This window comes from Persicimonas caeni (assembly GCF_006517175.1).
Classification (GTDB): domain Bacteria; phylum Myxococcota_A; class Bradymonadia; order Bradymonadales; family Bradymonadaceae; genus Persicimonas; species Persicimonas caeni.
The window spans coordinates 7,594,565-7,616,252 of the sequence record NZ_CP041186.1; the positions used below are offsets into that span (position 1 = coordinate 7,594,565).

General features: G+C 65.2%; 15 protein-coding genes and 1 pseudogene. 14 read left to right on the forward strand and 2 right to left on the reverse strand.

Annotation, left to right across the window (positions count from 1 at the left end; genetic code table 11):
• The first annotated feature begins 89 nt into the window (after positions 1–89).
• The 12 genes and pseudogenes from FIV42_RS28220 (at position 90) to gcvPA (ending at position 16,190) form a co-directional block, all read left to right on the forward strand.
• On the forward strand, positions 90–1,082 hold the full coding sequence (locus tag FIV42_RS28220; protein ID WP_141200935.1) for a peptidase MA family metallohydrolase: 993 nt from the start codon (positions 90–92) through the stop codon (positions 1,080–1,082).
• A gap of 96 nt (positions 1,083–1,178) precedes the next feature.
• Positions 1,179–6,389: a tetratricopeptide repeat protein gene (locus FIV42_RS28225; RefSeq protein WP_141200936.1), complete on the forward strand. Its 5,211-nt coding sequence runs from the start codon at positions 1,179–1,181 to the stop codon at positions 6,387–6,389.
• Between the two features lie 434 nt (positions 6,390–6,823).
• Positions 6,824–7,765 (forward strand): metal ABC transporter solute-binding protein, Zn/Mn family, encoded by a 942-nt coding sequence (locus FIV42_RS28230; RefSeq protein ID WP_141200937.1) that lies wholly within the window; start codon positions 6,824–6,826, stop codon positions 7,763–7,765.
• Between the two features lie 16 nt (positions 7,766–7,781).
• The gene (locus FIV42_RS28235; protein WP_141200938.1) at positions 7,782–8,534 is read left to right on the forward strand and encodes a metal ABC transporter ATP-binding protein; all 753 of its coding nucleotides are present in this window, start codon (positions 7,782–7,784) and stop codon (positions 8,532–8,534) included.
• Positions 8,535–8,541: 7 nt separating this feature from the next.
• Positions 8,542–9,498 (forward strand): metal ABC transporter permease, encoded by a 957-nt coding sequence (locus FIV42_RS28240; RefSeq protein WP_141200939.1) that lies wholly within the window; start codon positions 8,542–8,544, stop codon positions 9,496–9,498.
• Positions 9,499–9,507: 9 nt separating this feature from the next.
• Positions 9,508–10,395 carry a metal ABC transporter permease gene (locus FIV42_RS28245; protein WP_141200940.1) on the forward strand — a complete coding sequence of 296 codons (888 nt, stop codon included), beginning with the start codon at positions 9,508–9,510 and terminating at the stop codon, positions 10,393–10,395.
• 151 nt (positions 10,396–10,546) lie between these two features.
• On the forward strand, positions 10,547–11,209 hold the full coding sequence (locus FIV42_RS28250) for a metal-dependent transcriptional regulator (RefSeq protein ID WP_141200941.1): 663 nt from the start codon (positions 10,547–10,549) through the stop codon (positions 11,207–11,209).
• Positions 11,210–11,590: 381 nt separating this feature from the next.
• Positions 11,591–12,001 carry a thiol-disulfide oxidoreductase DCC family protein gene (locus tag FIV42_RS28255; RefSeq protein ID WP_141200942.1) on the forward strand — a complete coding sequence of 137 codons (411 nt, stop codon included), beginning with the start codon at positions 11,591–11,593 and terminating at the stop codon, positions 11,999–12,001.
• A 168-nt stretch (positions 12,002–12,169) separates the two neighbouring features.
• A pseudogene (folD, locus tag FIV42_RS28260) lies at positions 12,170–13,075 on the forward strand (bifunctional methylenetetrahydrofolate dehydrogenase/methenyltetrahydrofolate cyclohydrolase FolD); the annotation flags it as partial.
• A gap of 109 nt (positions 13,076–13,184) precedes the next feature.
• Positions 13,185–14,291 carry a glycine cleavage system aminomethyltransferase GcvT gene (gene gcvT / locus FIV42_RS28265; protein ID WP_141200944.1) on the forward strand — a complete coding sequence of 369 codons (1,107 nt, stop codon included), beginning with the start codon at positions 13,185–13,187 and terminating at the stop codon, positions 14,289–14,291.
• Between the two features lie 50 nt (positions 14,292–14,341).
• Complete coding sequence (gene gcvH / locus FIV42_RS28270; RefSeq protein ID WP_313788404.1) at positions 14,342–14,749, forward strand: glycine cleavage system protein GcvH; 408 nt, start codon at positions 14,342–14,344, stop codon at positions 14,747–14,749.
• A gap of 85 nt (positions 14,750–14,834) precedes the next feature.
• Positions 14,835–16,190, forward strand: a complete 1,356-nt coding sequence (gene gcvPA, locus FIV42_RS28275; protein ID WP_141200945.1) for an aminomethyl-transferring glycine dehydrogenase subunit GcvPA — start codon at positions 14,835–14,837, stop codon at positions 16,188–16,190.
• A gap of 4 nt (positions 16,191–16,194) precedes the next feature.
• Here the strand turns inward: gcvPA and FIV42_RS28280 are convergent, their stop codons facing one another.
• Positions 16,195–17,307, reverse strand: a complete 1,113-nt coding sequence (locus FIV42_RS28280; RefSeq protein ID WP_141200946.1) for a TonB family protein — start codon at positions 17,305–17,307, stop codon at positions 16,195–16,197.
• 205 nt (positions 17,308–17,512) lie between these two features.
• Here FIV42_RS28280 and FIV42_RS28285 point away from each other — a divergent pair, with 205 nt between their 5' ends.
• On the forward strand, positions 17,513–18,886 hold the full coding sequence (locus FIV42_RS28285) for a glucose-6-phosphate isomerase (protein ID WP_141200947.1): 1,374 nt from the start codon (positions 17,513–17,515) through the stop codon (positions 18,884–18,886).
• Between the two features lie 248 nt (positions 18,887–19,134).
• On the forward strand, positions 19,135–20,055 hold the full coding sequence (locus FIV42_RS28290) for a GGDEF domain-containing protein (protein WP_141200948.1): 921 nt from the start codon (positions 19,135–19,137) through the stop codon (positions 20,053–20,055).
• Between the two features lie 158 nt (positions 20,056–20,213).
• On the opposite strand, the gene pyk is transcribed toward FIV42_RS28290, so the two are convergent.
• Complete coding sequence (gene pyk / locus FIV42_RS28295) at positions 20,214–21,629, reverse strand: pyruvate kinase (RefSeq protein ID WP_141200949.1); 1,416 nt, start codon at positions 21,627–21,629, stop codon at positions 20,214–20,216.
• Between the last annotated feature and the right edge of the window lie 59 nt (positions 21,630–21,688).

Genomic DNA, 21,688 nt, shown 5'->3' on the forward strand with positions numbered 1-21,688 from the left:
CCCGGCCTAGACGCTGGAAATTTGTGCCGAGGTCTCGCGCGTTGTCTTTTGTGAGCGATTATTTCGGACATCAATGTCACGGCGGATAAATGTTTATCCATTTGCGAAAAGTGTTGAGCCTCGTCGTCGTTCTGGTGGCGCTGGCCATGAGCGCGCCGGCCGGCGCCCAGATTCCTCCCGAACAGATGACGACCACGAAGGCCGACGGGGGCCTGGTCTTCCACCATCTGAAGCGCTACGCGCCGGCGGTGGACATCCTCGAAGAGGAGGGGCCCGAGCTGCTGGACCGTGTGGAGACGGGGCTGGGGCTCGAGGGCATGCCCACGATCGACGTGTGGGTGCTTCCGACGGTGCACGACTACTTCGAGCTCAATGATCACCCGGCGACGGCGCCGAAGTGGGCGGTGGGACTGTCGTTCTCCGGAAAACACGAGATCATCGTGGCGCACGGCGGCAAACGCCCGCCCCAGGAGGTCATGTACACCTTCGCCCACGAGCTCGCCCACGTGGCGGTCGACCACGCGCGCGACGGCCAGCCGGTGCCTCGCTGGTTCAATGAGGGCTTCTCGGTGATGATGGCCCAGGAGTGGAGCGCCGAGCGCAGCGAGAAGCTCGCCCGCGCAGCCGCCGGCAAGACGCTCACGCCGTTCGAGAAGCTGTGGAACTCCTTTCCCAGTCACCACCAGTCGGCCTCACTCGCCTACGACCAGAGCTTTCACTTCGTGCGCTGGCTCCAAAACGAGTATGGCGACGATCTGTGGCCGCAGGTGATGAGAGAGATCAGGCAAGGGAGGGGGTTCAAGGAGGCGCTGGAAGGGGAGACCGGTCGGTCCTTTGCCGCCCTGGAGGCCCTCTGGCGCGACTCACTGGCCGAATCGACCACCGTCTGGTCGATCTTGAGTGACGAAACCGTCATATTTTTTGGCGCAGGCATACTTTTCCTTATAGCATACGGAATCGTGCGGCGGCGTCGAAAGCGAGCGTTCGAGTCCATGGAGGATGAGGACGCCGGAGAATGGAGCTACGACGCCTCCCGCTACCCGCTTCCCGGGCAACAGAGTGCCGACGAGCCGCCGTCATGACGATCGCGGTCGAACTTGGCTCCTGGGCCCCCGAGCGGGACCACGACGTTAATATGCTTCGTGCCAAGGACGGCACGGCACCCGAGGAGCTAAGGAATGGCGCACACGACCCTCGATCTTACCCCGCGTACCACGCGACGCTCGGACGACGACCAGAATCGCGCGGCGACCTTTCGCCGCGCCAACGTCCCCGGTGAAGACCTCTCCGATGATGCGAAGACGACGGCCCGTCGCGCGGCATACCGCCCGCGCGAGGAAGTCGCCATTCGCCGCGATGTGGTCGAGCAATTCCGCAACCGGCTCGAGCGCGACGCCACCCATACTCCCGACAATCCCGACGCCGTAGCCGCCGCGCTCTTCGGCATCGCCCGCGCCGAAGAGTCGCTCGGGCGCTTCGAGGAGGCGCGCCAGGCGCTCAGTCGCCTGGAGAACGTCCGTGACTTCTCGCCTGTCGTCTGGGCGCTGTCGCGCCGCCTCTACCGCCAAGAGGGCCGCGAGGACCGGGCCATCGAGACGTTGCAGATGGCCCGCAAGAGCGCGGCCGAAGAGGGGCAGGACGCCTTGGCCGTGCTCATCGACCTCGAGCTCGCGCGCCACGCGTGGCTCGAAGGGGAGTCGGCCGACGAGATCATCGGACGCGTCGACACGCTGTCCGACGAGGGCGGCGACTACACCGCGCTCTGGAAGACGCGCCTCCACCTCGACGCGCTGCTCGAGCGCGGGGCGTCCGACTGGGCGCTCGGCGTGGTGGGCCGCGACCTCGAGCACATCGACGACCCGAAACTTCGTGACATGCTGCGCATGCGCGCGGCCATCTGGAGCGCCGTATGGGGCGATCTGGACGACGCGACGAGCCTGCTCGAAGAAGTGCGCCGAAACGGCAACCTCGACGGTGACCTGGGCGAGTTTTTGGGCTCGCTGTACTTCGACCTGGGCCGACGCGACAAGGCGACCGAGCTGTTCGAGACGTCTGAAAACCTCGAACAGACCGACGTCGTCAGCGCGGCGATGCTCCAGGAGACCGTCGCCGACAGCCCCAAGGGCGCCGACGCGATGCTCGGCTCGCTCATCCGCCGCGAGCCCGAAGACTGGACCGCGCTGCGCGTGCGTGAGACGCACCTGGAGCGCTACTTCGACCGCCACGAGTCGCAAGACGAGCGCGCGCTCGACAAGCCCGGCGAGTCGCTCATCGACGTCTACAACCTCCAGCTCGAAGGCCCGCTTTCGACCCAAGAGCGCGTCACCAAGCTGACCCGACTCGGGCGCCTGTACGAATGCGAGGCCGGTCTCGAAGAGGCCGCCGCCGAGGTCTACCGCGAGGCGCTCGCCCTCGAGGCCGACCACGTCCCCGCGCTGCGTGCGCTGGGTCGTCTGTACGCGCGCCGCGACAACTGGGCGGGCTTGGCCGACCTGTACGAGCGCGAGATCGCCAACATGGCCGGCGCGCCGAGCGTGTGGCGCCGCCACTTCCAGCTCGCCGAGATCTACCGCGTGCGCCTCGAAAACGCGGTGCGCGCGCTGGAGCACTACCGCCAGGTCCTCGAGCACCGTCCGCACTACCTGCCCGCGCTCAAAGCCGCCGCAGGCCTGCTCGGTGAGCTCGGCCGCTGGAGCGAGCTCGCCGACCTCTTCTTGGCGTCGGTCGAAGTCGCACCCAACCGCCGCCAGAAGCTCTACCTGCTCGACAAGGTCGCCGAGGTCGCCGAAAACGAGCTCCGAAACTACGAGGTCGCTATTGGCGCGTGGCAGGAGATCTTGCTGCTCGACGACCAGCACCCGCGCGCTTTCGCCGCGCTTGGTCGCCTCTACGCCAAGACCGGCCAGTGGAACCGGCTCATCGAGCTGAACATGCGCGAGATCGAGCTCGTCGAGGACCTCGAAGAGGAGGCCGTGCTTCGCCAGAAGTGCGCCGAGATCGCCGAGCGTCACCTCGACGACCTCGACCTGGCCGAGAAGCACTACCGCGCCGCGCTCGACGTGCTCCCCGACTTCCTGCCCGCGCTGGAGGGACTGGGGCGCATCTACATGCGCAAGCAGCGCTGGGACGACATCATCGAGATGTCCGGACGTGAGCTCCAGCAGACCGACGATTTGCGCGAGGCGATTCGCCGCCTGGGCGCGCTCGCCGAGATCTTCGAGACCCGGCTCGACCGTCGCGAAGACGCCATCCGCATCTACGAGCGCATCCTCGAGCTCGACCCGAGCGACGCGCACGCCATCGAGTCGGCCATCCGCCTCAACTACACGCTCGAGCGCTGGCCCGAGGTCATCGCGTTGACCGAGCGCAAGCTTATGACGACGTCCGAGCCGCGCGCCTTTGCGTCGCTGCAGGGTGAGCTGGGCATGATCGCCGAGTGGCACCAAAACGATCTGGGCAAAGCCTACGCCCGCTACCTCGCCGCGCTCGACGCCGAGCCGGCCAACGCCCATTGGCTCGCCGGCGTGGCGCGCTGCTGGAGCGCGGCCGGCCAAGACGCCGACGCGGTCGCCGACCGCCTCGAAGACAACGTCATGAAGCCGATGTCGGCCGAGGTGCGCGACCGTTACTTCAAGGTGATCGCACGGCTGCGCGAGCGCGCCTATAAGAGCGCCGACGCCAGCCGCGCCTACCGCATGCACGGCTCCTCGGAGAGCCTCGAAAATCAGCTCGTCTTGCAGCTCGCCATGGCGCAGGGCGGGGAGCGCAAGGTGCTCCAGCAGTTCCGCCGCGCTAACCCGCACCACGCGCTCGAGCGTCTGCTCGACGTCAACCGCAGCGGCCTGACCGTGGGCGACGCCGACGCGATTCGCGACGCCATCGACGCACTCGACGCCGTCGAGCGCGAGGCGCTGCTCGCCGAGCTCCCCGTGAGCGTGGCCGCCGAGTTCTCGCGCCCCGAAGACACCGCCGAGCTCCGCCTGTCGGCCGAGCTGGTGCGCGTGCTCGAAGGCGAGGCCCTCAAGGGCCAATTCGACGACAGCACCACCGACCCGCTGTCGCTTCGCCTGCGCGGCATCGAAGCTCGCCAGTCGAACGACTTCGAGGCGTATGTCTTCTGGACGCGCCGCGAACTCGAGCTTCGCGACAGTCGCGACCTGAAAGTCTCGCGCCTGACCGAGGTCGCCGAATTCGCCGCCTCGCGCGGACGCCGCGACGACACGGTCACCTTCTTGGAAGAGGCCGCGCGCCAGGCGTTCCCCGAGCGTCACGTCGAAACTGCCGAGGGCGACGTCGAGATCGCCGAGCTCGAAGGCGCCATCGAAGGTGCACAGGACGGCCCGACGCTCGACCGCCTCTACCAGGCCATCCGCGCCGCCGAGCTCTGGGAGCTCTTGCGCGACTGCCTCGAGGCGCACTCGCTTCGCGGCGGGCTCACCCGCAGCCGTCGCCTGTACCTGTTCCGCACCCTGGCCGAGGTCTACGAGCAGAAGCTCGAAGACTTCGACGGCGCCTCGACCGCGCTCAGCCACTGCTGGCAGCTCTCCGAAGACGTCACCTATCTTCGCGAGTTGGTCCGCGTGAGCATGAGCCGCGACGACCTCGACCGGGCGATTCGCTTCCAGCAGCGTCACTTCGAGCACGTCACCGAGGCGGACAGCAGCCCGGAAGAGTGCGTGCAGTCGGGTCTGTGGCTCGCCGAGCTGCTCCTGCAGGATGAAGAGCGTATCGAAGACGGCGTCGACTGCCTGGAGCACCTGCTCGCGACCTACCTGGTCGAGGAGAGCGCGGCGGAGGAGGGCGACGGGGGCCAAGAGCTCGCGCTGTTCGACGACGTGCGTCGCAACCTCGCCTACGCCTACGACCAGCTCGGCAACGCCTACCGCGCCGTCGAGTACTTCCAGCAGGTGCTGGGCAACGAGGTCGACGAAGGTGAACTCGCTGACTGGCGACAGCTCGTCGAGGTCTACAACACCCGACTCGACGACCGCGAGACGGCCTACGAGCTGCAGTGGAAGATCGTCGAGAGCGGACTGGGCGGGGCGGACGACCTCGAGATGGTCGTCGACTTGGCCTTTGGCGCCGACTGCCTCGACGACTGCGCCGAGCGTCTCGAAGACTTGGCCGAAAACGTCGACGGCGAGCGCCGCCGCGACCTTCTGGCGCGCGCCGCCGGGGTCATCGAAGAGGATTTGATGTGGCCCGAAGAGGCCGTGCGCCTCTACACCGCGGCCATTACGTGCTGCGAGAACCAATGCGGCGAGAATAAGCGCGGCGAAGCCGAAGGCAGCGACACCTGGGTCGAGCTGGTGCGCCGCCGCGCGTTCTGCTTGGCGCAGATCGCCGGCCGCGAGCACGAAGCGCTCGAAGAGTTCCGCAAGCTCGTCGTCAGCGACCCGTACGAGCCGACGACCTACCGCGGCATGAGTGATTTGCTCGAGCGCTGCCAAGCATTCGACCGTGCGCGCGTCTCCAAGCAGATCCTTCGCGTGCTCGACTGCGCCGTCGAGATCGAGGAGCCGCGCACCAAGACGAACCCGACGCGCCCGATCACCCGCGAGCAGATCGAGAAGCACCTGCTTCCCGACGAGCTCACCGGCGGCATGGTCGACGTGCTGCAGGCGGCGATGCCCTTGGTCGAGAAGGTCTGGAGCGACGAACTCCCCCAGCGAAAAGCCCTCGAGGGCGTTCGCCTCAAGAAGCTCGACGCCACCGACGTCAAAGAGAGCCTTCAAGCAGCACTCGAAGTCTTTGGCATCACGCGCTTCAAGGCCGAGTCGGGCGACTCCGGCCCGACGACCCCGCAGGTCTTCGCCGGAAGCAGCCCGTACGTGTGGCTGCACGGGGAGCAGATCGAGAAGATGCAGTCGGCCGAGCTTCGCTTCATCGCCGGCTACAGCGCCGCGCTGGCCTGGTCGGGGCTCCCCGCCTTGCTGGCCGTCGACGGCCGCCGCGTGTGGCACCTCATCGAAGCCGTGCTGCTCAAGCAGACCGGCGAGGGCTTCGACGAGCGCGTCGACATGGCCACGCAGAACCTGGTCGACACGGTGTCGAGCCCGTTCCACACCGTCGCGCGCCGCCGCCTCATGGCAGCGCTCGATCCGGCGGTCGACACCTTCGGCGACGTCCATTGCGAAATCTGGCCGCGCGCGGTCGAGCAATTCGCCTGCCGCGTCGGTCTGGTGCTCTCGGGCGACGTGCGCGCCGCCGTGCGCGGGCTGCTCAGCTTCCACGGCTGGGACCTGCCCCTCGACGCCCCGGAGACCCAAAAGCAGATCCGGCGCAACGAGGAAGTCCAACGCCTGATGGCCTTCGCCATGAGCGACGATTACCTCGAAGCCCGCTACGCGTTCGGTCTGGCCGGCAAGCCTTCGAGAATCGTGAAGTAATCGAGGCCAGGTGGATGAATCACTGAAAGGCGCGGCTCCGCAAGGGGCCGCGCCTTTTTGCGTTGGTGTTCAATGTGAAGGCGGAGCGGCTGCTTGCTGCCCGCGGAGCTCGCCCCGCCGTTTGGGGCGCCCGTGCAGCCCCGCGGCTTGCCACGGGGTCGGCGGTCAACAATCACACACGTGCGTTTGTGTAACGGTGCGTGTTTGCCGAATTGCGGCGGTTCATATTTGGCCCGAGTTCAGGAATTGCACGGTTCGTCCCAGGGCGAGCCCTGGGGCTGCACCGGCGAGGGCTTCGCTGGGGGCAAGCCCCCGCTCCGCCGAGATGCGTGTCTTGAGGGTTGACACTGTCACACAAACCCCTAAGTTTAGCTTCGTCTAAACTTTTTATCCTGTCTGGCTTAATTGTGGTCTATTCGAGCTCAGAGTCGCCCATGAAATCCCTGACGAAAGCTTTGGTCATCTGCCTCGCTCTGGTTGCCTTTGCTGCCTGCGACAAGTCGGAGGCGAAGACAGGCGACGACAAGCCGGTCGTCGTCGCCACCACCACGATGCTCGCCGACCTCACCCACCAGATTGGTGGGGATGCGGTGCGCGTGGAGGGGATCATGAAGCCAGGCGGGGACCCGCACCTGTATCAGCCGACGCCGGCGGATGCGCGCCTGGTCGCCCAGAGCGACCTGGTGGTCAAGAGCGGGCTGAAGCTCGAGGGCTGGATTGACGACTTGCTCGAGAACGCCGGCGGGGAGCGCCCGACGGTGGTGGCCTCCGACGGCGTCGAGCCGATCCGAATGGAGGGATTCAAGGGCGGGGTGGACCCGCACTTTTGGTTCGAGCTGAACAACTGGAAAGTCGCGGCGAAGAATGTCGGCGGCGAACTGGTGAAGCTCGTCGGCCCGGAGACGACGGAGGGGAAAGCCGTCCAAGCGCGCCTCGAGGCGCACTTGGCCGAGATCGACCGACTCGACAAATGGGTGCACGCGCGGCTCGACACCATCCCGAAGGAGCAGCGCGTGCTGATCACCAGCCACGACGCGTTCAATTACTTCGGGCGCGCCTACGACATCGACGTCGTCGGCCTGCAGGGCATCAGCACCGACCAGGAGGCGAGCCAGCGCGACCTGGCCAATATCATCGAGCTCGTCAAAGAGCGCAAAGCCCCGGCGGTCTTTGTAGAGACGTCGGTCAACCCGGCGCTCATCGAGCAGGTCGCCCGCGAGACCGGCGTCGAGGTGGCCGGGCCGCTCTATTCGGACAGCATCGGCGCCAAGGAGAGCCCCGCGGGGACCTTCGTGGGCACGATGTCCGAGAACGTTCGCATGATCACAGAGGCGCTCGGCGGGAAGTACGAGCCGTTTGCGAAAGGCGAGAGTTAACGAAGAGGTGGAGCTGATGGGACACGCGCTCGAAGTCAACAACCTGACCGTCTCGTACGACCGCGGCCCGGTGGTGCGCGACGTGAGTTTCGAGGTCGACAAAGGCGACCTGGTCGGCATCGTCGGGCCCAACGGCGCCGGCAAGTCGACGATGATCAAGGCGATGGTCGGCGCCCACGACCCCGACGCCGGGCGCATCTCGGTGCTGGGCGACACGGGCAAAAAGGCGACGCGGCGCATCACGTACGTGCCCCAGCGCGGCGCGGTCGACTGGGATTTCCCGGTGACCGTGCGCGACGTCGTCGTCCAGGGCCGCTACGGCCACGTCGGGCTGCTCGGACGCTTCTCCAAAAAGGATCGCCACCTCATCGACGAGTCGCTCGAGATGGTCGGCATCACCGACCTGCAAGACCGCCAAATCGGCGAGCTCTCCGGCGGCCAGCAGCAACGCGTCTTTTTGGCCCGCGCGCTGGCCCAGAAGGGCGATGTCTACCTGATGGACGAGCCGTTCGTGGGCGTCGACGCGGCCACCGAAAAGGCGATCGTCGACGTGCTCCGCAAGCTTCGCGACGAGGGCAGGGCGGTCATGGTCGTCCACCACGACCTGTCGACGGTGCGCGAGTACTTCGACAAGGTGCTGTTGATGAACGGCGACCTCATCGCGTTCGGCCCCACCGAGCGCGTCTTCAGCCAGAAGCTGTTGCAGAAGACCTACGGCGGCAAATTGACCGTCCTCTCGCAGGGAGAAGTCGCCGTCATGGCGGGTTGAGGTGGTCATGCAGTCATTATTCTCGCAGCAGGTGGCCGACCGGGCCGCCGAATTCTTCACGTTTCAATACGACTTCGCGATCAACGCGCTCATGTCGTCGATGTTCGTCGGCGCGGTGTGCGCCGTGGTGGGCGCGTTTTTGGTGCTGCGCGGCATGTCGCTCTTGGGCGACGCGACCGGCCACGCCACCTTGCCCGGCGTCTGCGCCGCGTTCGTTTTTGTGGGCGCCAAGGAGACCGGCGCCTTGCTCACCGGCGCGCTCGTGTCGGCCTTTGTGGCCGCGCTGCTCGTCGGCCTCATCTCGCGGTCGAATCGCTCGCGGCCCGACGCGGCCATCGGCGTGATCCTGTCGGTCTTCTTCGGCATCGGCATCGTGATGCTCTCGTATATCCAGAATTCGCCCACCGCGGCCCAATCGGGCCTGCAGTCGTTTCTATTCGGCAACGCCGCCGGCGTCTCACGCGAGCAACTCTACGTGCTCGGGGGCATCTCGGCGGCGCTCATCGCCGGGGTGGCCGTCTTCTTTCGGCCCCTGGCGGTGGCGACCTTCGACCCCGTCTTCGCCCGCTCCATCGGCGTGCCCACCCGCGCGGTGCACTATGGACTGCTCGGCGCGCTCTCTTTGGCCGTCGTCGTCTCCATCCAGGCCGTCGGCGTGGTGCTCGTCTCCGCGATGCTCATCATCCCGCCATCCGCCGCGCTCTTTCTGACCAAGCGCCTGCCGCGCGCGCTCGTCTTCGCCGGATTCATCGGCGTGGCATCGGGCGCGCTGGGCGCGTTCGTGAGCTACTTGTGGGAGGGCGTGGCCACCGGCCCGGCGATGGTCATCGTGGCCGGCCTGTTCTTCGCGCTGGCGTTCGTCTTCGGGTCGCGCGGCGTGCTCGGAAGGCTCTTCACCAAGAACGACGCACTCAGCACGCCCGGCGAGTCACAGGCCACACCCGCCACCGCGAGCGCGGAGTAGGAGGAGACGATGCTCGACTTATTGATCGAACCTTGGTCCTGGGGAGACTGGATGTGGCGAGGCATGCTCGCCTCGACCCTGGCCGCCATCCCGTTGGCCGTGCTGGGCGTCTTCTTGTACCTGCGGCGCATGAGCCTCCTGGCCGACGCGCTCGCCCACGTCGCGCTGCCCGGCATCGTGGTCGCCTTCTTACTCACCGGCTCCCTCGACGGGCCGGTGATGCTCGCCGGCGCCGCCGCCGTCGGCCTCCTGTCGGCGTTCGCCATCGAGGGCCTGGCCAAACGACCCAACGTGCGCTCCGACGCCGCCATCGGCATCGTCTTCACCGTGTTTTTCGCAGCGGGCGTCATCCTCTTGTCGACCACCGTGCACGACGCCCACATCGACACCTCCTGCGTGCTCTTCGGCAACGTGCTCGCCATCTCCGACCGCGCGCTGTGGATGCTCGGCGCGGTGGCACCGGCGGTCGTGCTGCTGGTAGCCGTCTTCTACCGATGGCTGTCGGTCAGCAGCTTCGACCCGACCTTGGCTACCAGCATCGGCGTGCCCGTCACGCTCGTGCACTACGGGCTGATGACCGCCGTGTCGGTGACCACCGTCGCCAGCTTCGAGGCCGTCGGCGCCATCCTCGCCATCGCGATGATGGTCGTCCCCGCCGCGACCGCCCACCTGCTCGCCGACCGCCTGCCGACGATGCTCCTGGCGGCCGTGGGCCATGCGTTGGTGTCGTCGGTGGTGGGAATGTACGTCTCCATCTGGGTCAACGCCTCGACCGCCGGGGCGATCGTGGTAGTGGGCGGTGTGTTGTACGCGCTGGCCTTCTTGTTCGCGCCCAGGCATGGGTTGGTGGCGAAGCTCATCCGCCGTCACACCCGCGACGTCGTCCTACAGGGCTAATGTCGGCTTTCGGATGACGCGGGTGTATCCGCGCCGTCCGCGCCGTCCGCGCCTCCGCTGAAGCAAAGGCCTGGCGAGATGCGTTTCGTCAATTGTCACGGTCGTACTATGTTGGTAAGCAGGAGGACGTCTCCCATCATTCTTGTGAGCTATGCCGACACCCTCCGTCGAAAATTATCTCAAGGCGGTCTATCACCTGCAGTCACGCCGTGATTCACGCGTGAAGACCAAAGAGATCGCCGACCAACTCGACATCTCGTTGCCCTCGGTGACCAGCATGCTCAAGTCGCTGGGCGAAGAGGGGATGGTCGACTACCAGCCCTACAAGGGCGCGCGGTTGACCGACTCGGGGGCGAAGGCGGCGCTGCGCGTCATCCGCAACCACCGGCTCATCGAAGTCTTTTTGGTCCAGACGCTCGGCTACACCTGGGACGAGGTGCACGACGAGGCCGAGCGCCTCGAGCATGCGGTCAGCGAGAAGTTGGTGGGGCGCATCGACGAGTTTTTGGGGAACCCCAAATTCGACCCCCACGGCGACCCCATCCCGACGGCCGAAGGCGAGATTCACCGCCCCGAGGCGATGCCCCTGAGCGACGCCACGCCCGGCTCGCGCTACCGCGTCGAGCGCGTGCTTGACCAGGAGCCCGAGGTGCTGCGCTACCTCGAAAAGATCGGCCTGACCCCCAGCGAGACCTTCGAGGTTCTCGAAGTTTTGTCGTTCGACGGGCAGATGTTCTTGTCGGTCGACGGCGAAGACGCCACGGTGAGCCGCTCGCTCGCCTCACGCCTGCTCGTGACCGAGTTGTCGGCCTAGCTTTCCCGCGCGTCTCCCGCCACAAATGAGCCTCGAGGCTCATCCGACACCCTATCGGGGGCACTCAGATCGTGAATTGCCCCGTCAAACCACGACCCGATGGCACTTTTTCGAAGCGGTGGCACAAGAAAATGCCGTCGAGGGGGTGTTTTTTGGAGGTGATGGTCCAAGAAAGTGCCGTCGATAGGGGGTCAGACGGCGCGCAGCGGCGTCTGAGTGGGGGTCGGTGGGGGTCTGATGGGCTGGAGGCGCGTTTTTCTGGGGTGGACTCCGAGTCGGACGGGCCAAAAGGCGACGCGAGGCGGACTTGGTCGGAGTCGCGTGTCGTGATGAGCTTTCAGAGTCGGGAGAGCCGCCAGAAATTACACGGAGAGTCTGACTATGACCCCCGACATCAATCAATCCGAAGGCTTCGACCCGTCGAACCTCGACCGGCCGGCGCTCGTGTGGGACGGCGACTGCGGGTTCTGCAAGCGCTCGGTGATCCGCATCGCGCGCAAGGTCGGCGAAGGCATCCGCTACGTGACCTACCAGGACGTCCACGAGCGCTTCGACGCGCTCGACGAGGCGGATTTTGCCGAGAGTGTCTGGTTCGTCGAGCCCGACGGGCGCGCCTACCGCGGCGCCGAGGCGATCTTTCGAGCCTACAGCTGGCGACCCGAAGGGAGCCTGCTGTTGCGCATGTACCACGACGTGCCCGGGTTTGCGGCGGCCTCGGAGTGGGGCTATCGGCGCGTGGCCAACCACCGCAAGCTGGCCAGCCGCGTGGCGGATCTGTTGCCCGGGTGGTAAGTCGCGGGAAAATCGAGCGAATGTTCTGCCGAGATGGTGCGTTGTGTGGCCGAGCCGGGGCGAATCTGAGGTGGCTTGGATCGCCGCTCTAGACACACCCGTTTTCGATGCCTATAGTGCGCCGCGACCGGCGACACCGAAACTCAAGAACGCTCTCTCGAGGCCTCCATGACTGCAGTCGACACCCATTTCCAAGTCGATCTCGAGCGTTTGCGCCGTGCTGCGGAGCAAGCCGAACCGAAGCTGCTCGACGGCAAGCGCATCTCCCAGGCGTTGCTCGAGCAGGTCTGCGAGGCCACCGAGCTGCTCGGCGAGCGTGGCATCGTCCCCCAGCTCAACGTGGTGCGGGTGGGCAACGACCCGGCCAGCGCGATTTACGTGCGCCACAAGATTCGCGCCTGCGAGAACGTCGGCATTGGGAGCTCGCATATCCACCTGCCGCCCCAGATCACCCAGCGCGACCTGCTCGCCAAGCTCGAGCGCCTCAACGGCGACGACGCGGTCAACGGAATTCTGCTACAGCTTCCCCTCTCCGAGCATCACAACCCTAACGAGGCGATCGCGGCGATCGACCCGCAAAAGGACGTCGACGGGTTCCACCCGGGCAACCTCGGGTTTTTGATGGCCGGACACGCCGAACTCGAGCCGTGCACGCCGCGGGGCATCATGACGATGTTCCGCGCGGCCGGCGTCGACTTCAAAGGCAAGCGCGCCGTGGTCATCGGCCGCAGCATGATCGTCGGGCGCCCCATGGCGCAGATGCTCGTGCGCGCCCACGCCACGGTCACCATCTGCCATCGCTACACCGAAGAGCTCGCCGAGCACGTGCGCAACGCCGATATCATCGTCGTGGCCACGGGCGTGCCGGGGCTCATCAAAGGCGAGTGGATCAAGCCGGGCGCGGTCATCGCCGACGTGGGCATGAACCGCAGCGAAGACGGAAAGCTTTGCGGCGACGTCGAGTTCGACGCCGCCCGCGAGCGCGCGGCCTTGATCACGCCCGTCCCCAAAGGGGTGGGGCCGATGACGGTGGCCACGCTCATGGAGAACACGATTCGCGCCACCTGCGCGCACCACAACCTGGCGATTCGCGGCGGCGAGGTCTACGAAGACGTCGACGCCCTGTGCGGGCCACTGGACCAATAACGTTGATAACTCGAACAACCCATTGAGGACTGCTCAGATGACTGATGATGATTTGAAGCATATCCCGCTCGAGCACCGTCACGAGGAACTCGGCGGGCGCATGACGCCGTTCGCCGGTTTCGTGATGCCGGTCAAATACACGGGCATCAAAGAGGAGCACCTGGCGGTCCGCAACAACGTCGGGCTCTTCGACGTGAGTCACATGGGCGAGGTCGAGGTCAAAGGCCCCGAGGCGATCAAGGTGGTTGACGGATTGGTGACCAACGACGTCACCAAGCTCGTCGACGGCCAGGCGATGTACGCCGCGCTGTGCAACGAAGAGGGCGGCATCGTCGACGACCTGGTGCTCTACCGGCTCGCCGAAGACCACGTGCTCATTTGCGTCAACGCGGGCAACCGCGACAAAGACTTCGCCCACATGCAAGAGCACGCCAAGGGCGACGCCGAGCTCGTCGACAAGAGCGACGACTACGTCCAGCTGGCCCTGCAGGGGCCGAACGCCGAGAAGGTCCTGCAGACGCTCTTCGACGGCGAGGCCGACGAGCTGAGCAACCTGAAGTACTACCGGGCGATGTACGGCGGAGTCGCCGGTGTCGAGACGCTCATCTCGCGCACGGGTTACACCGGCGAGGACGGCTTCGAGCTGTATATCCCCGCCGAACACGGCGAGGCGGTCTTCGACGCGCTTTTGGAGGCCGGCGAGCCGTTCGACATGGCCCTGTGCGGCCTGGGCGCGCGCGACACGCTTCGCCTGGAGTCGAAGTACAACCTGTACGGCCAGGACATGGACGAGTCGACCAACCCCATCGAGGCGGGCCTGAGCTGGATCGTCAAGCTCGACAAGGAGACGCCGTTCGTGGGCCAGGAGGCGATTCGCAAGGTCAAGGAGCAGGGCCCCAGCCGCCGTCTTCGCGGCCTTGTGCTCGAGGGCAAGGGCATCATCCGCCACGGCTACAAGATCATCGTCGACGACCAAGAGGTCGGCCACGTCACAAGCGGCTCGTGGGCGCCCACGCTTGAAGAAAGCATTGGGCTGGGGTACATCGACATCGACCACGCCAACGAGCCCACGGTCGAGATTCAGATTCGCAAGCGTCGCGTCCCCGCGAAGGTGACCAAAAAGCCTTTCTACAAGCGCGACTAGTGGTTTGAGCAGACCACCGATTCAGCATTGATGGGCACTATCAGTAACTCATGAACAGTAGAGAAGAGGATATGCAAATTCCCGAGGGATATCTGTTTACCGACGAGCACGAGTGGGCCCGCCAAGAGGACGACGGGACCATCACCATCGGCATCTCGTGGCACGCTCAGGACCTGTTGGGCGACATCGTCTACGTCGAGCTTCCCGAAGAGGGTGAGGCTGTCGACGCCGGCGAGGAATTCGGCGTGGTCGAGAGCGTCAAGGCGGCCTCGGACCTGTACTCGCCGGTCTCCGGCAAGGTCGTCGAGGTCAACCACGGGCTCGACGATGCCCCCGAGTCGGTCAACGAAGGCCCGTACAAGCAGGGCTGGATGATCCGCGTCGAGCCGTCGGACGTCACCGAGCTCGAAGAGCTGATGGACCCCGAAGAGTACGCGAGCTTCGTGAGTCAAGAATAGGGTTCGCCCGCCCAGAGGGCGCGACCCGCGCAAGTTACCTTTGCAACGCAGCCAACCGGCTTGCCGGTGGTGACAGGATGCCGTCATGCGCTATTTGCCGCATACCCTGGAAGACGTCGACGCGATGCTCGAAGCCATCGGGGTCGACTCCATCGACGACCTCTTCGAGCAGATCCCCGAGGAGTTCCGCCTCGACCGCCGCTTGGAGTTGCCCGAGCCCAAAAGCGAGCTGACCCTCGAGAGGCATCTCGGGGAGTTGGCCTCCAAGAACGCGGTCGCCGGCGGCGACGTGGTGTCGTTCCTGGGCGCCGGTCTGTACGACCACCACTCGCCGCACGCCCTGCAGCAGTTGCTGCTACGCGCCGAGTACTACACCTCCTACACCCCGTATCAGCCCGAAATCAGCCAGGGCACGACCAAGTCGATCTTCGAGTTCCAGTCGATGGTCGCCGAGCTTCTCGGCGTGCCTATCGCCAACGCGTCGATGTACGACGGGGCGCACGCCACCGCCGAAGCCGCCCTGATGGCTCAGCGGGTCGGGCGCAAGCGCGACAAGGTCTACGTGGCCGAGTCGGTCCACCCCGAGTACCGCCAGGTCATCCAGACCTACCTGAGCCCTCAAGACGACACCTACCGCGAGATTCCCGTCGATTGGGAGACCGGCCAGTTGTCGCTCGAGAAGGTCCAGGAGGCCATCGAGGACCCCAAAGACGCAGCGTGCATCATCTTCCAGACGCCCAACTTCTTTGGCGTCATTGAAGACCCCACCGCGGTCGTCGAGTGGGCCCACGAGCACAAGATCAAGGTTGTGGCGAGCTTCAACGAGCCGCTGGCGTTCGCGCTGACGACGCCTCCGGGCCACTACGGCGCCGACATCGTCGCCGGGGAGGGCACCAGCCTCGGTATCCCGATGGGTTACGGCGGCCCGGCGCTCGGCATCTTCGGCTGCCGCGAGAAGCTCGTGCGCAAGATGCCTGGCCGTCTGGCGGGCTACACCGTCGACACCGAGGGTCGTGAGGGCTACGTGCTCACGCTGTCGACGCGCGAGCAGCATATCCGCCGCGAGAAGGCGACGAGCAATATCTGCACGAACCAGGGTCTGATGGCGTTGGCGGCGGGTATCTACATGAGCTTGATGGGCAAAGAGGGCATCCGCGAGATGGCCCAGCTCAACCTGTCGCGGGCGCACTACGCGATGGACGTGCTCGAGTCGACCGGTCAGGCCAAACGCGTCTTTAGCGGGCCTTTCTTCAACGAGTTCGTGGTCGAGACGCGCGCGCCGGCCAAGGCCGTGGTCGCCGAGGCCGCCGAAGACGGCATCTTGCCGGGCTTCGACCTGGGCCGCGCCAACCCGAAGTGGCAAAACTACCTGCTGGTGGCGGTCACCGAGAAGACCAGCCGCCGCGACATCGACCGACTGGCGAATTATCTGAGTCCTTAGGGCCTTAACGAAAAATGCGCAGGCCGCGCATCTCGCCGGTGTTGATGTCGAGCAAAAAGCCGAAGCGAATGTGGATGATGCCGTCTCGGTCCTTCAACCCCTCGGGTGGGTTGGGGAACGGGGCGGCTTCTCTGATCGCGCGGACGGCTTCTTCGTCCCAAAAGTCGAGCCCGGACGGGCGTTCGACGTGGATCTTTCGGAGCGAGCCGTCTCCGTTGAGCGCGATGCCGAGCACGGAGTAGCGGTCTTTGACCCCGTAGACCTTGCCGTACGGGTCGCGCTGTCGGTAGACCTCGCCGCCTTTCCACTGCTCGAGCACCGCCATCTTGAAGCGGTGCATGAACGACCAGTAACGCGATTTCTTACGGTTGAGCAGGGTCTTCTCGCCGTCTTTGACATCGCGGAGGTAGTCGATGCTTCCGCCGCCGAGTTGGCCCACCGGCACGTTCTCCATGCTCGGGAAGAGGCTCTTGGGGTTGGGCTTGGAGCGCTTCGAGTCTTCTTGTTGGACCACGCCTTCGGCGACCGACTCGACCTCGTCGAGTTCGACGGCCTGATCGGCCGCCTCTTGCTCGGCCGCCTCCTCGCTGGGTTCTTCGCTCGCCTCCTCGGCGACCTCCTGTTCCGGCGCCTCTTCGGGCTCGGGCTGGGGCGGCGTGATCTCTTGCATGCGCTCCGGCCGGTGCGTGGGCTCGGGCCGCGACGGCAACCCGGAGGTCTCCGAGCCGGTGTTGCTGATGATCTTCTCGTCGCGGCCGGGCTTGCGCGCGGTCTCCTCTTCGACCTTCGAGTCGTACTGGTCGAGGAATTTCGCCTCGTCGGGTCGCTCTTGCTTTTCGGGCGGTTTCTGGCTGACGAATTGCCCGTCGAGCTCGTCTTCGACGCGCTCGGGCTTCTCCTCGGGCTCGTCGACCACGGTCAATTCGAACTCGCGAGTGGCGTCGAACTCGGTCGGCTCGAGTGCGTCGTCGGTGTCGAGCAGGTTGGGAAAGCTCAGCAGAATCGGGATATGCACCGCGATCGACAGCGCAATCGCCCACAGGACCGACTTGCGCGCCGAGCGTTGGCGCGGCAGTCGGAACGGCTGGGCATCGGTATGGCGCTCGTCTGCGGGCATCGAGGACTTGGTTGCGCTGAGAACCGTGTGCGTGCACTCGGGATTGGCCACTAAATGCTAACACTTTCAAGTGTAGGAACAACGTCGCCCAATTAAATCATCCGTCGAGCGCTGCGCTAAACGGCGCGGGCGCTTGATGCGCTGGCATTGGGACTATAATTTAGCGCCACAATAATCAGAACGCGAACACCACGGAGGAACGAAGATGACGCTACGCTACGATGCTTCAGGGCTGAGTCCGACAATCATCGGCGACAAGATGAGCGTGTCCGGCGAGCAACGCGACGCGCTGCGCGCGCGGCTCGAGGAGGCGCTGGGCAACGTCAAAGCCGCGCACGAGCGAGGCGAGCTCGGCTTTATCGATTGCCCCGACTTCGACGCCCAGGAGGTTCAGGCGTGGGCCGCGGACAAACGCGCCCAGGGCTTCACCGACCAGGTCGTCATCGGCATCGGCGGTTCGAGCCTGGGCGCTCGCGCCGTCTACGAGTCGATGGCCGAGCTTCCGGACGGCGGGCTGCGCACTCACTTCGCCGAGAACGTCGACCCGGTGGGCGTGGCCAACCTCTTCGATGGGCTCGACTTCTCGAAGACGCTCTTCGTCGTCATCACCAAGTCGGGCTCGACCGTCGAGACGATGACCAAGTTCTGGTACGCGTGGGACCGCGCGGTGGACGAACTCGGTGAGGACGAGGCGAGCAGCCACTTCGTGGCGATCACTGGGCCGGACAACGCCGGCCTGCGCGCACTCGCCGACGACAAGGGCTTCGACACCTTCCCGGTGCCTCCGAACGTCGGCGGACGCTTTAGCGTGCTGACCGCGGTCGGCCTCGTCCCGCTGGCGCTCGCCGGCTACGACATCGCCGCGTTGGTCGACGGGGCAGGGCGCGCCCGCGACGTCTCGATGACCGACAGCGTCGACGACAACGCCATCTTGAAGGCCGCCGCCGACATGTTCGAGCTGTACGAGCGCGGCGCCGACCAGGTCGTCATGATGGCCTACAGCGACCAACTGCTGGCCATGGCCGACTGGTTCCGCCAGCTATGGGCCGAGAGCCTCGGCAAGGCGAAGAATCGGCAGGGTGAAGAGGTCAACGTGGGCATGACGCCTATCAAGGCGCTCGGCGCGATCGACCAGCACAGCCAGGCCCAACTCTACATGGAGGGGCCCAACGACAAGCACGTCGTCTTTCTGGAGGTCGAGTCGTTCGACCGCGAAGTGACCGTGCCCGAGCGCGAGGGCTTGCCCGAGAGTCTTTCGCACCTGGCCGGCAAGAGCCTGGGTGAGATCCTCAACGCCGAGCTCCAGGGCACCCGACGGGCGCTCCAAGAGGCGGGCCGCCCGACGACGACGTGGCGTTTCGACGCCGTCGCGCCCGGTGAGATCGGCGCCTTTATCTTCGCCTGGGAGTTCATCACGGCCATCACCGGCGAGTTGCTCGACATCAACGCCTTCGATCAGCCCGGCGTCGAGCTCGGAAAGAAGCTCGCCCACGGTCTGTTGGGGCGACAGGGCTTCGAGGAGTGGGCCGAGATGGCGCGAAGCGACGAGGCTGAGGCGTCCGGCGAGGAGATCGGCTAAGTCCAGGGCAAACTCGACCTCGCAGGTGGGTCGAGCCGCTAAGATCGTGTCTTTACGCGGTAAACCCACTGCGAGGCCGAGAAAGCTTTGCATTTATGACGATTCTCTGATTTAATCGAAGACGACAAGCACCCTTGCCAAAAAACTTTTGCGCGACCGTCAACCGGTTGAGGCTCCCTTTGTGAGCCCAAATGGCGGGGCGTCCGCGGCATCTGGAGCGCAGTAGCACTGTCATCCGAGAGCGGAAGATGGGCAACGACAGTACCGTAGTCACAGTCATCAATAAGCCCCCGAAGAAGGATCCTTCGGGGCAAGAGGCTTGCCTCGTCGTCATCAACGGCGTCGATTTGGGCAAGAAGTATAGCCTCGCGCAGTCCTCGACAGTGATCGGGCGCTCCAGCAAGGTCGATATCCAGATCGACGAAGACGCCATCTCGCGCAGCCACGCCATCATCGACAACCTGGGCGACAGCTTCGTGGTGCGCGATCTCGACTCCACCAACGGCACCTACGTCAACGATCGCCCGGTGAGCCGCAAGACGCTCATCGACGGCGACCAGGTCAAGATCGGCCGCACCATCTTCAAGTTTCTGACCGGCAGCAATATCGAGGCGTCGTACCACGACGAGATTTACCGTCTGACCACCACCGACGGGCTGACCCAGGTCTACAACAAGCGGTATTTCCTCAAGGAGATGGAGCGCGAGATGAGCCGCTCCATGCGCTACGACCGCGACCTGTCGCTGATCATGTGCGACATCGATCACTTCAAGCCGATCAACGACACCTACGGCCACCTCGCCGGCGACTACGTGCTCAAGCAAGTCGCCCAGCGTGTCGTCGGTCACATCCGCCGCGACGACGTCTTCGCGCGCTATGGTGGCGAAGAGTTCGTGATCTTGCTGCCCGAGATCGACAAACCCCAGGCGGTCCGCATCGCCGAGAAGATCCGCAAGCTCATCGAGGCCGAGCCGTTCCACTTCGACAACGTCTCCATCCCGGTGACTCTGTCGCTAGGCGTGGCCGACCTGCGCGAGTACCGCCAGAGCATCGAAGCCCCGCCGACCAGCCAGACGGTCGACATCAACTGCTTCGCCTTCATCAAGCTCGCCGACGACCGGCTCTACAAGGCCAAAGAGGGTGGTCGCAACCAGGTTGTCGGGGATTAGAAACTCAGAAGAGTAGGCCTTCAGGAACCGGGGCGCCTGCTAAATAAGCAATTAAGGACATAGGGGTTGCGTGTTGGGAGGTGATTCCAACACGCAACCCCTATGTCGTTAGATGCCTATGTAGAAGGACTTCGCCTATCGAGGCGCCTCGTTGCTGCCTACGGGATGCGGTGGAACTTGATGAGGTTGGTCTCGGAGCCCGCGCCGGCCGGGGTGCCCATGACCACGATAATCTCGTCACCCGACTGAGCGCCGCGCTCCTCGATCATCAGCTTTTCGACGCGCTTGAGGATGTCGTCGGTGTTCTTGAGCATTTCGATCTCGTAGGCCTCCACTCCCCAGAACATACCGAGCTGCTGGTAGACCCGCGGGTTCGGCGTGCACGCGATGATCGACTTGGTGGGGCGGTAGGTCATCATCAGCCGCGCGGTCGAGCCCGATGACGTGAACACCACGATGGCGTCGACGTTGAGCTCGTCGGCGGCGATGGTCGCCGCCTTGGCGACCGCGTTCGGAAACGTCTTGAGATGACGGATGAACTCGGGGCCGCGGTGGGTGTGCGGCTGGCGGCCACGCTCGACCTCCTCGACGATGCTCGCCATCATGCGCACCGCGCCGACCGGGTATTTGCCCGCGGCGGTCTCGCCGGAGAGCATGACCGCGTCGGTGCCGTCGAGGATGGCGTTGGCCACGTCGGAGGCCTCCGCGCGGGTAGGGCGCGGGTGCTCGGTCATCGACTCGAGCATCTGAGTGGCGGTGATCGACAGGCGGCCCATCTCATTAGCCTGCTGGATGGCGCGCTTTTGGATGAGCGGCACCTTCTGGGGAGGAAGCTCCACGCCCAGGTCGCCGCGGGCGATCATGATGCCGTCGGAGACCGAGATGATGTCTTCGAGCTCGGCGATGGCCTGAGGCTTCTCGATCTTTGAGATGATCTTGATGGGCGGCGACTGCTGCGGAATCAGCGCGCGCAACTGGTGGATATCGAGCGCCGAGCGCACGAAGCTCAGCGCCAGGTAATCGACGCCCAGCTCCACGCCAAACTCGAGGTCCTCTTTGTCCTTCTCGGTCATGCTCGGCGCCGAGACGGCCGCCGTGGGCAGGTTGATGCCCTTGTTGTCCTTGAGGAGCCCACCGATCTGGACGACCGTGCGGACGTCGTACTCGGTGACCTCGATGGCTTCCAGGCGGATCAGCCCGTCGTCGAGCAGTAACACGTCGCCCACGTCGACGTCGCGGGTCAACTCCTTGTAGGTCGTCGACACGCGCTCTTGGTCGCCGTCGATATCGTCGACGGTGATGACGAATTCGTCACCTTCGGTCAACTCGACGGGGCCTTCGGCGAATTTGCCCACCCGAATCTTGGGGCCCTGCAGGTCTTGCAGGATGGCCACGGGGCTGTTCAGGTCGCGAGAGACCTCGCGCACCGTATTATACAGTTCCCGATGGTACTCGTGAGTACCGTGCGAGAAGTTGAGGCGGGCGACGTTCATGCCCGCGCGAATCATTTGTTCGATGGTCTCTGCAGAGGACGATGCGGGTCCGAGGGTGCAGACGATCTTGGCGCGTCTCATATGGTGGTCCGAGGAGAGCACGAGAAAACATACAATGGGAAACGACGGCGCCGCCGGTG

Coding starts and splice junctions, on each gene's coding strand:
- FIV42_RS28220 (WP_141200935.1), top strand. CDS start 90: ATGTTTATCCATTTGCGAAAAGTGTTGAGCCTCGTCGTCGTTCTGGTG.
- FIV42_RS28225 (WP_141200936.1), top strand. CDS start 1,179: ATGGCGCACACGACCCTCGATCTTACCCCGCGTACCACGCGACGCTCG.
- FIV42_RS28230 (WP_141200937.1), top strand. CDS start 6,824: ATGAAATCCCTGACGAAAGCTTTGGTCATCTGCCTCGCTCTGGTTGCC.
- FIV42_RS28235 (WP_141200938.1), top strand. CDS start 7,782: ATGGGACACGCGCTCGAAGTCAACAACCTGACCGTCTCGTACGACCGC.
- FIV42_RS28240 (WP_141200939.1), top strand. CDS start 8,542: ATGCAGTCATTATTCTCGCAGCAGGTGGCCGACCGGGCCGCCGAATTC.
- FIV42_RS28245 (WP_141200940.1), top strand. CDS start 9,508: ATGCTCGACTTATTGATCGAACCTTGGTCCTGGGGAGACTGGATGTGG.
- FIV42_RS28250 (WP_141200941.1), top strand. CDS start 10,547: ATGCCGACACCCTCCGTCGAAAATTATCTCAAGGCGGTCTATCACCTG.
- FIV42_RS28255 (WP_141200942.1), top strand. CDS start 11,591: ATGACCCCCGACATCAATCAATCCGAAGGCTTCGACCCGTCGAACCTC.
- gcvT (WP_141200944.1), top strand. CDS start 13,185: ATGACTGATGATGATTTGAAGCATATCCCGCTCGAGCACCGTCACGAG.
- gcvH (WP_313788404.1), top strand. CDS start 14,342: ATGAACAGTAGAGAAGAGGATATGCAAATTCCCGAGGGATATCTGTTT.
- gcvPA (WP_141200945.1), top strand. CDS start 14,835: ATGCGCTATTTGCCGCATACCCTGGAAGACGTCGACGCGATGCTCGAA.
- FIV42_RS28280 (WP_141200946.1), bottom strand. CDS start 17,307: ATGCCCGCAGACGAGCGCCATACCGATGCCCAGCCGTTCCGACTGCCG.
- FIV42_RS28285 (WP_141200947.1), top strand. CDS start 17,513: ATGACGCTACGCTACGATGCTTCAGGGCTGAGTCCGACAATCATCGGC.
- FIV42_RS28290 (WP_141200948.1), top strand. CDS start 19,135: ATGGGCAACGACAGTACCGTAGTCACAGTCATCAATAAGCCCCCGAAG.
- pyk (WP_141200949.1), bottom strand. CDS start 21,629: ATGAGACGCGCCAAGATCGTCTGCACCCTCGGACCCGCATCGTCCTCT.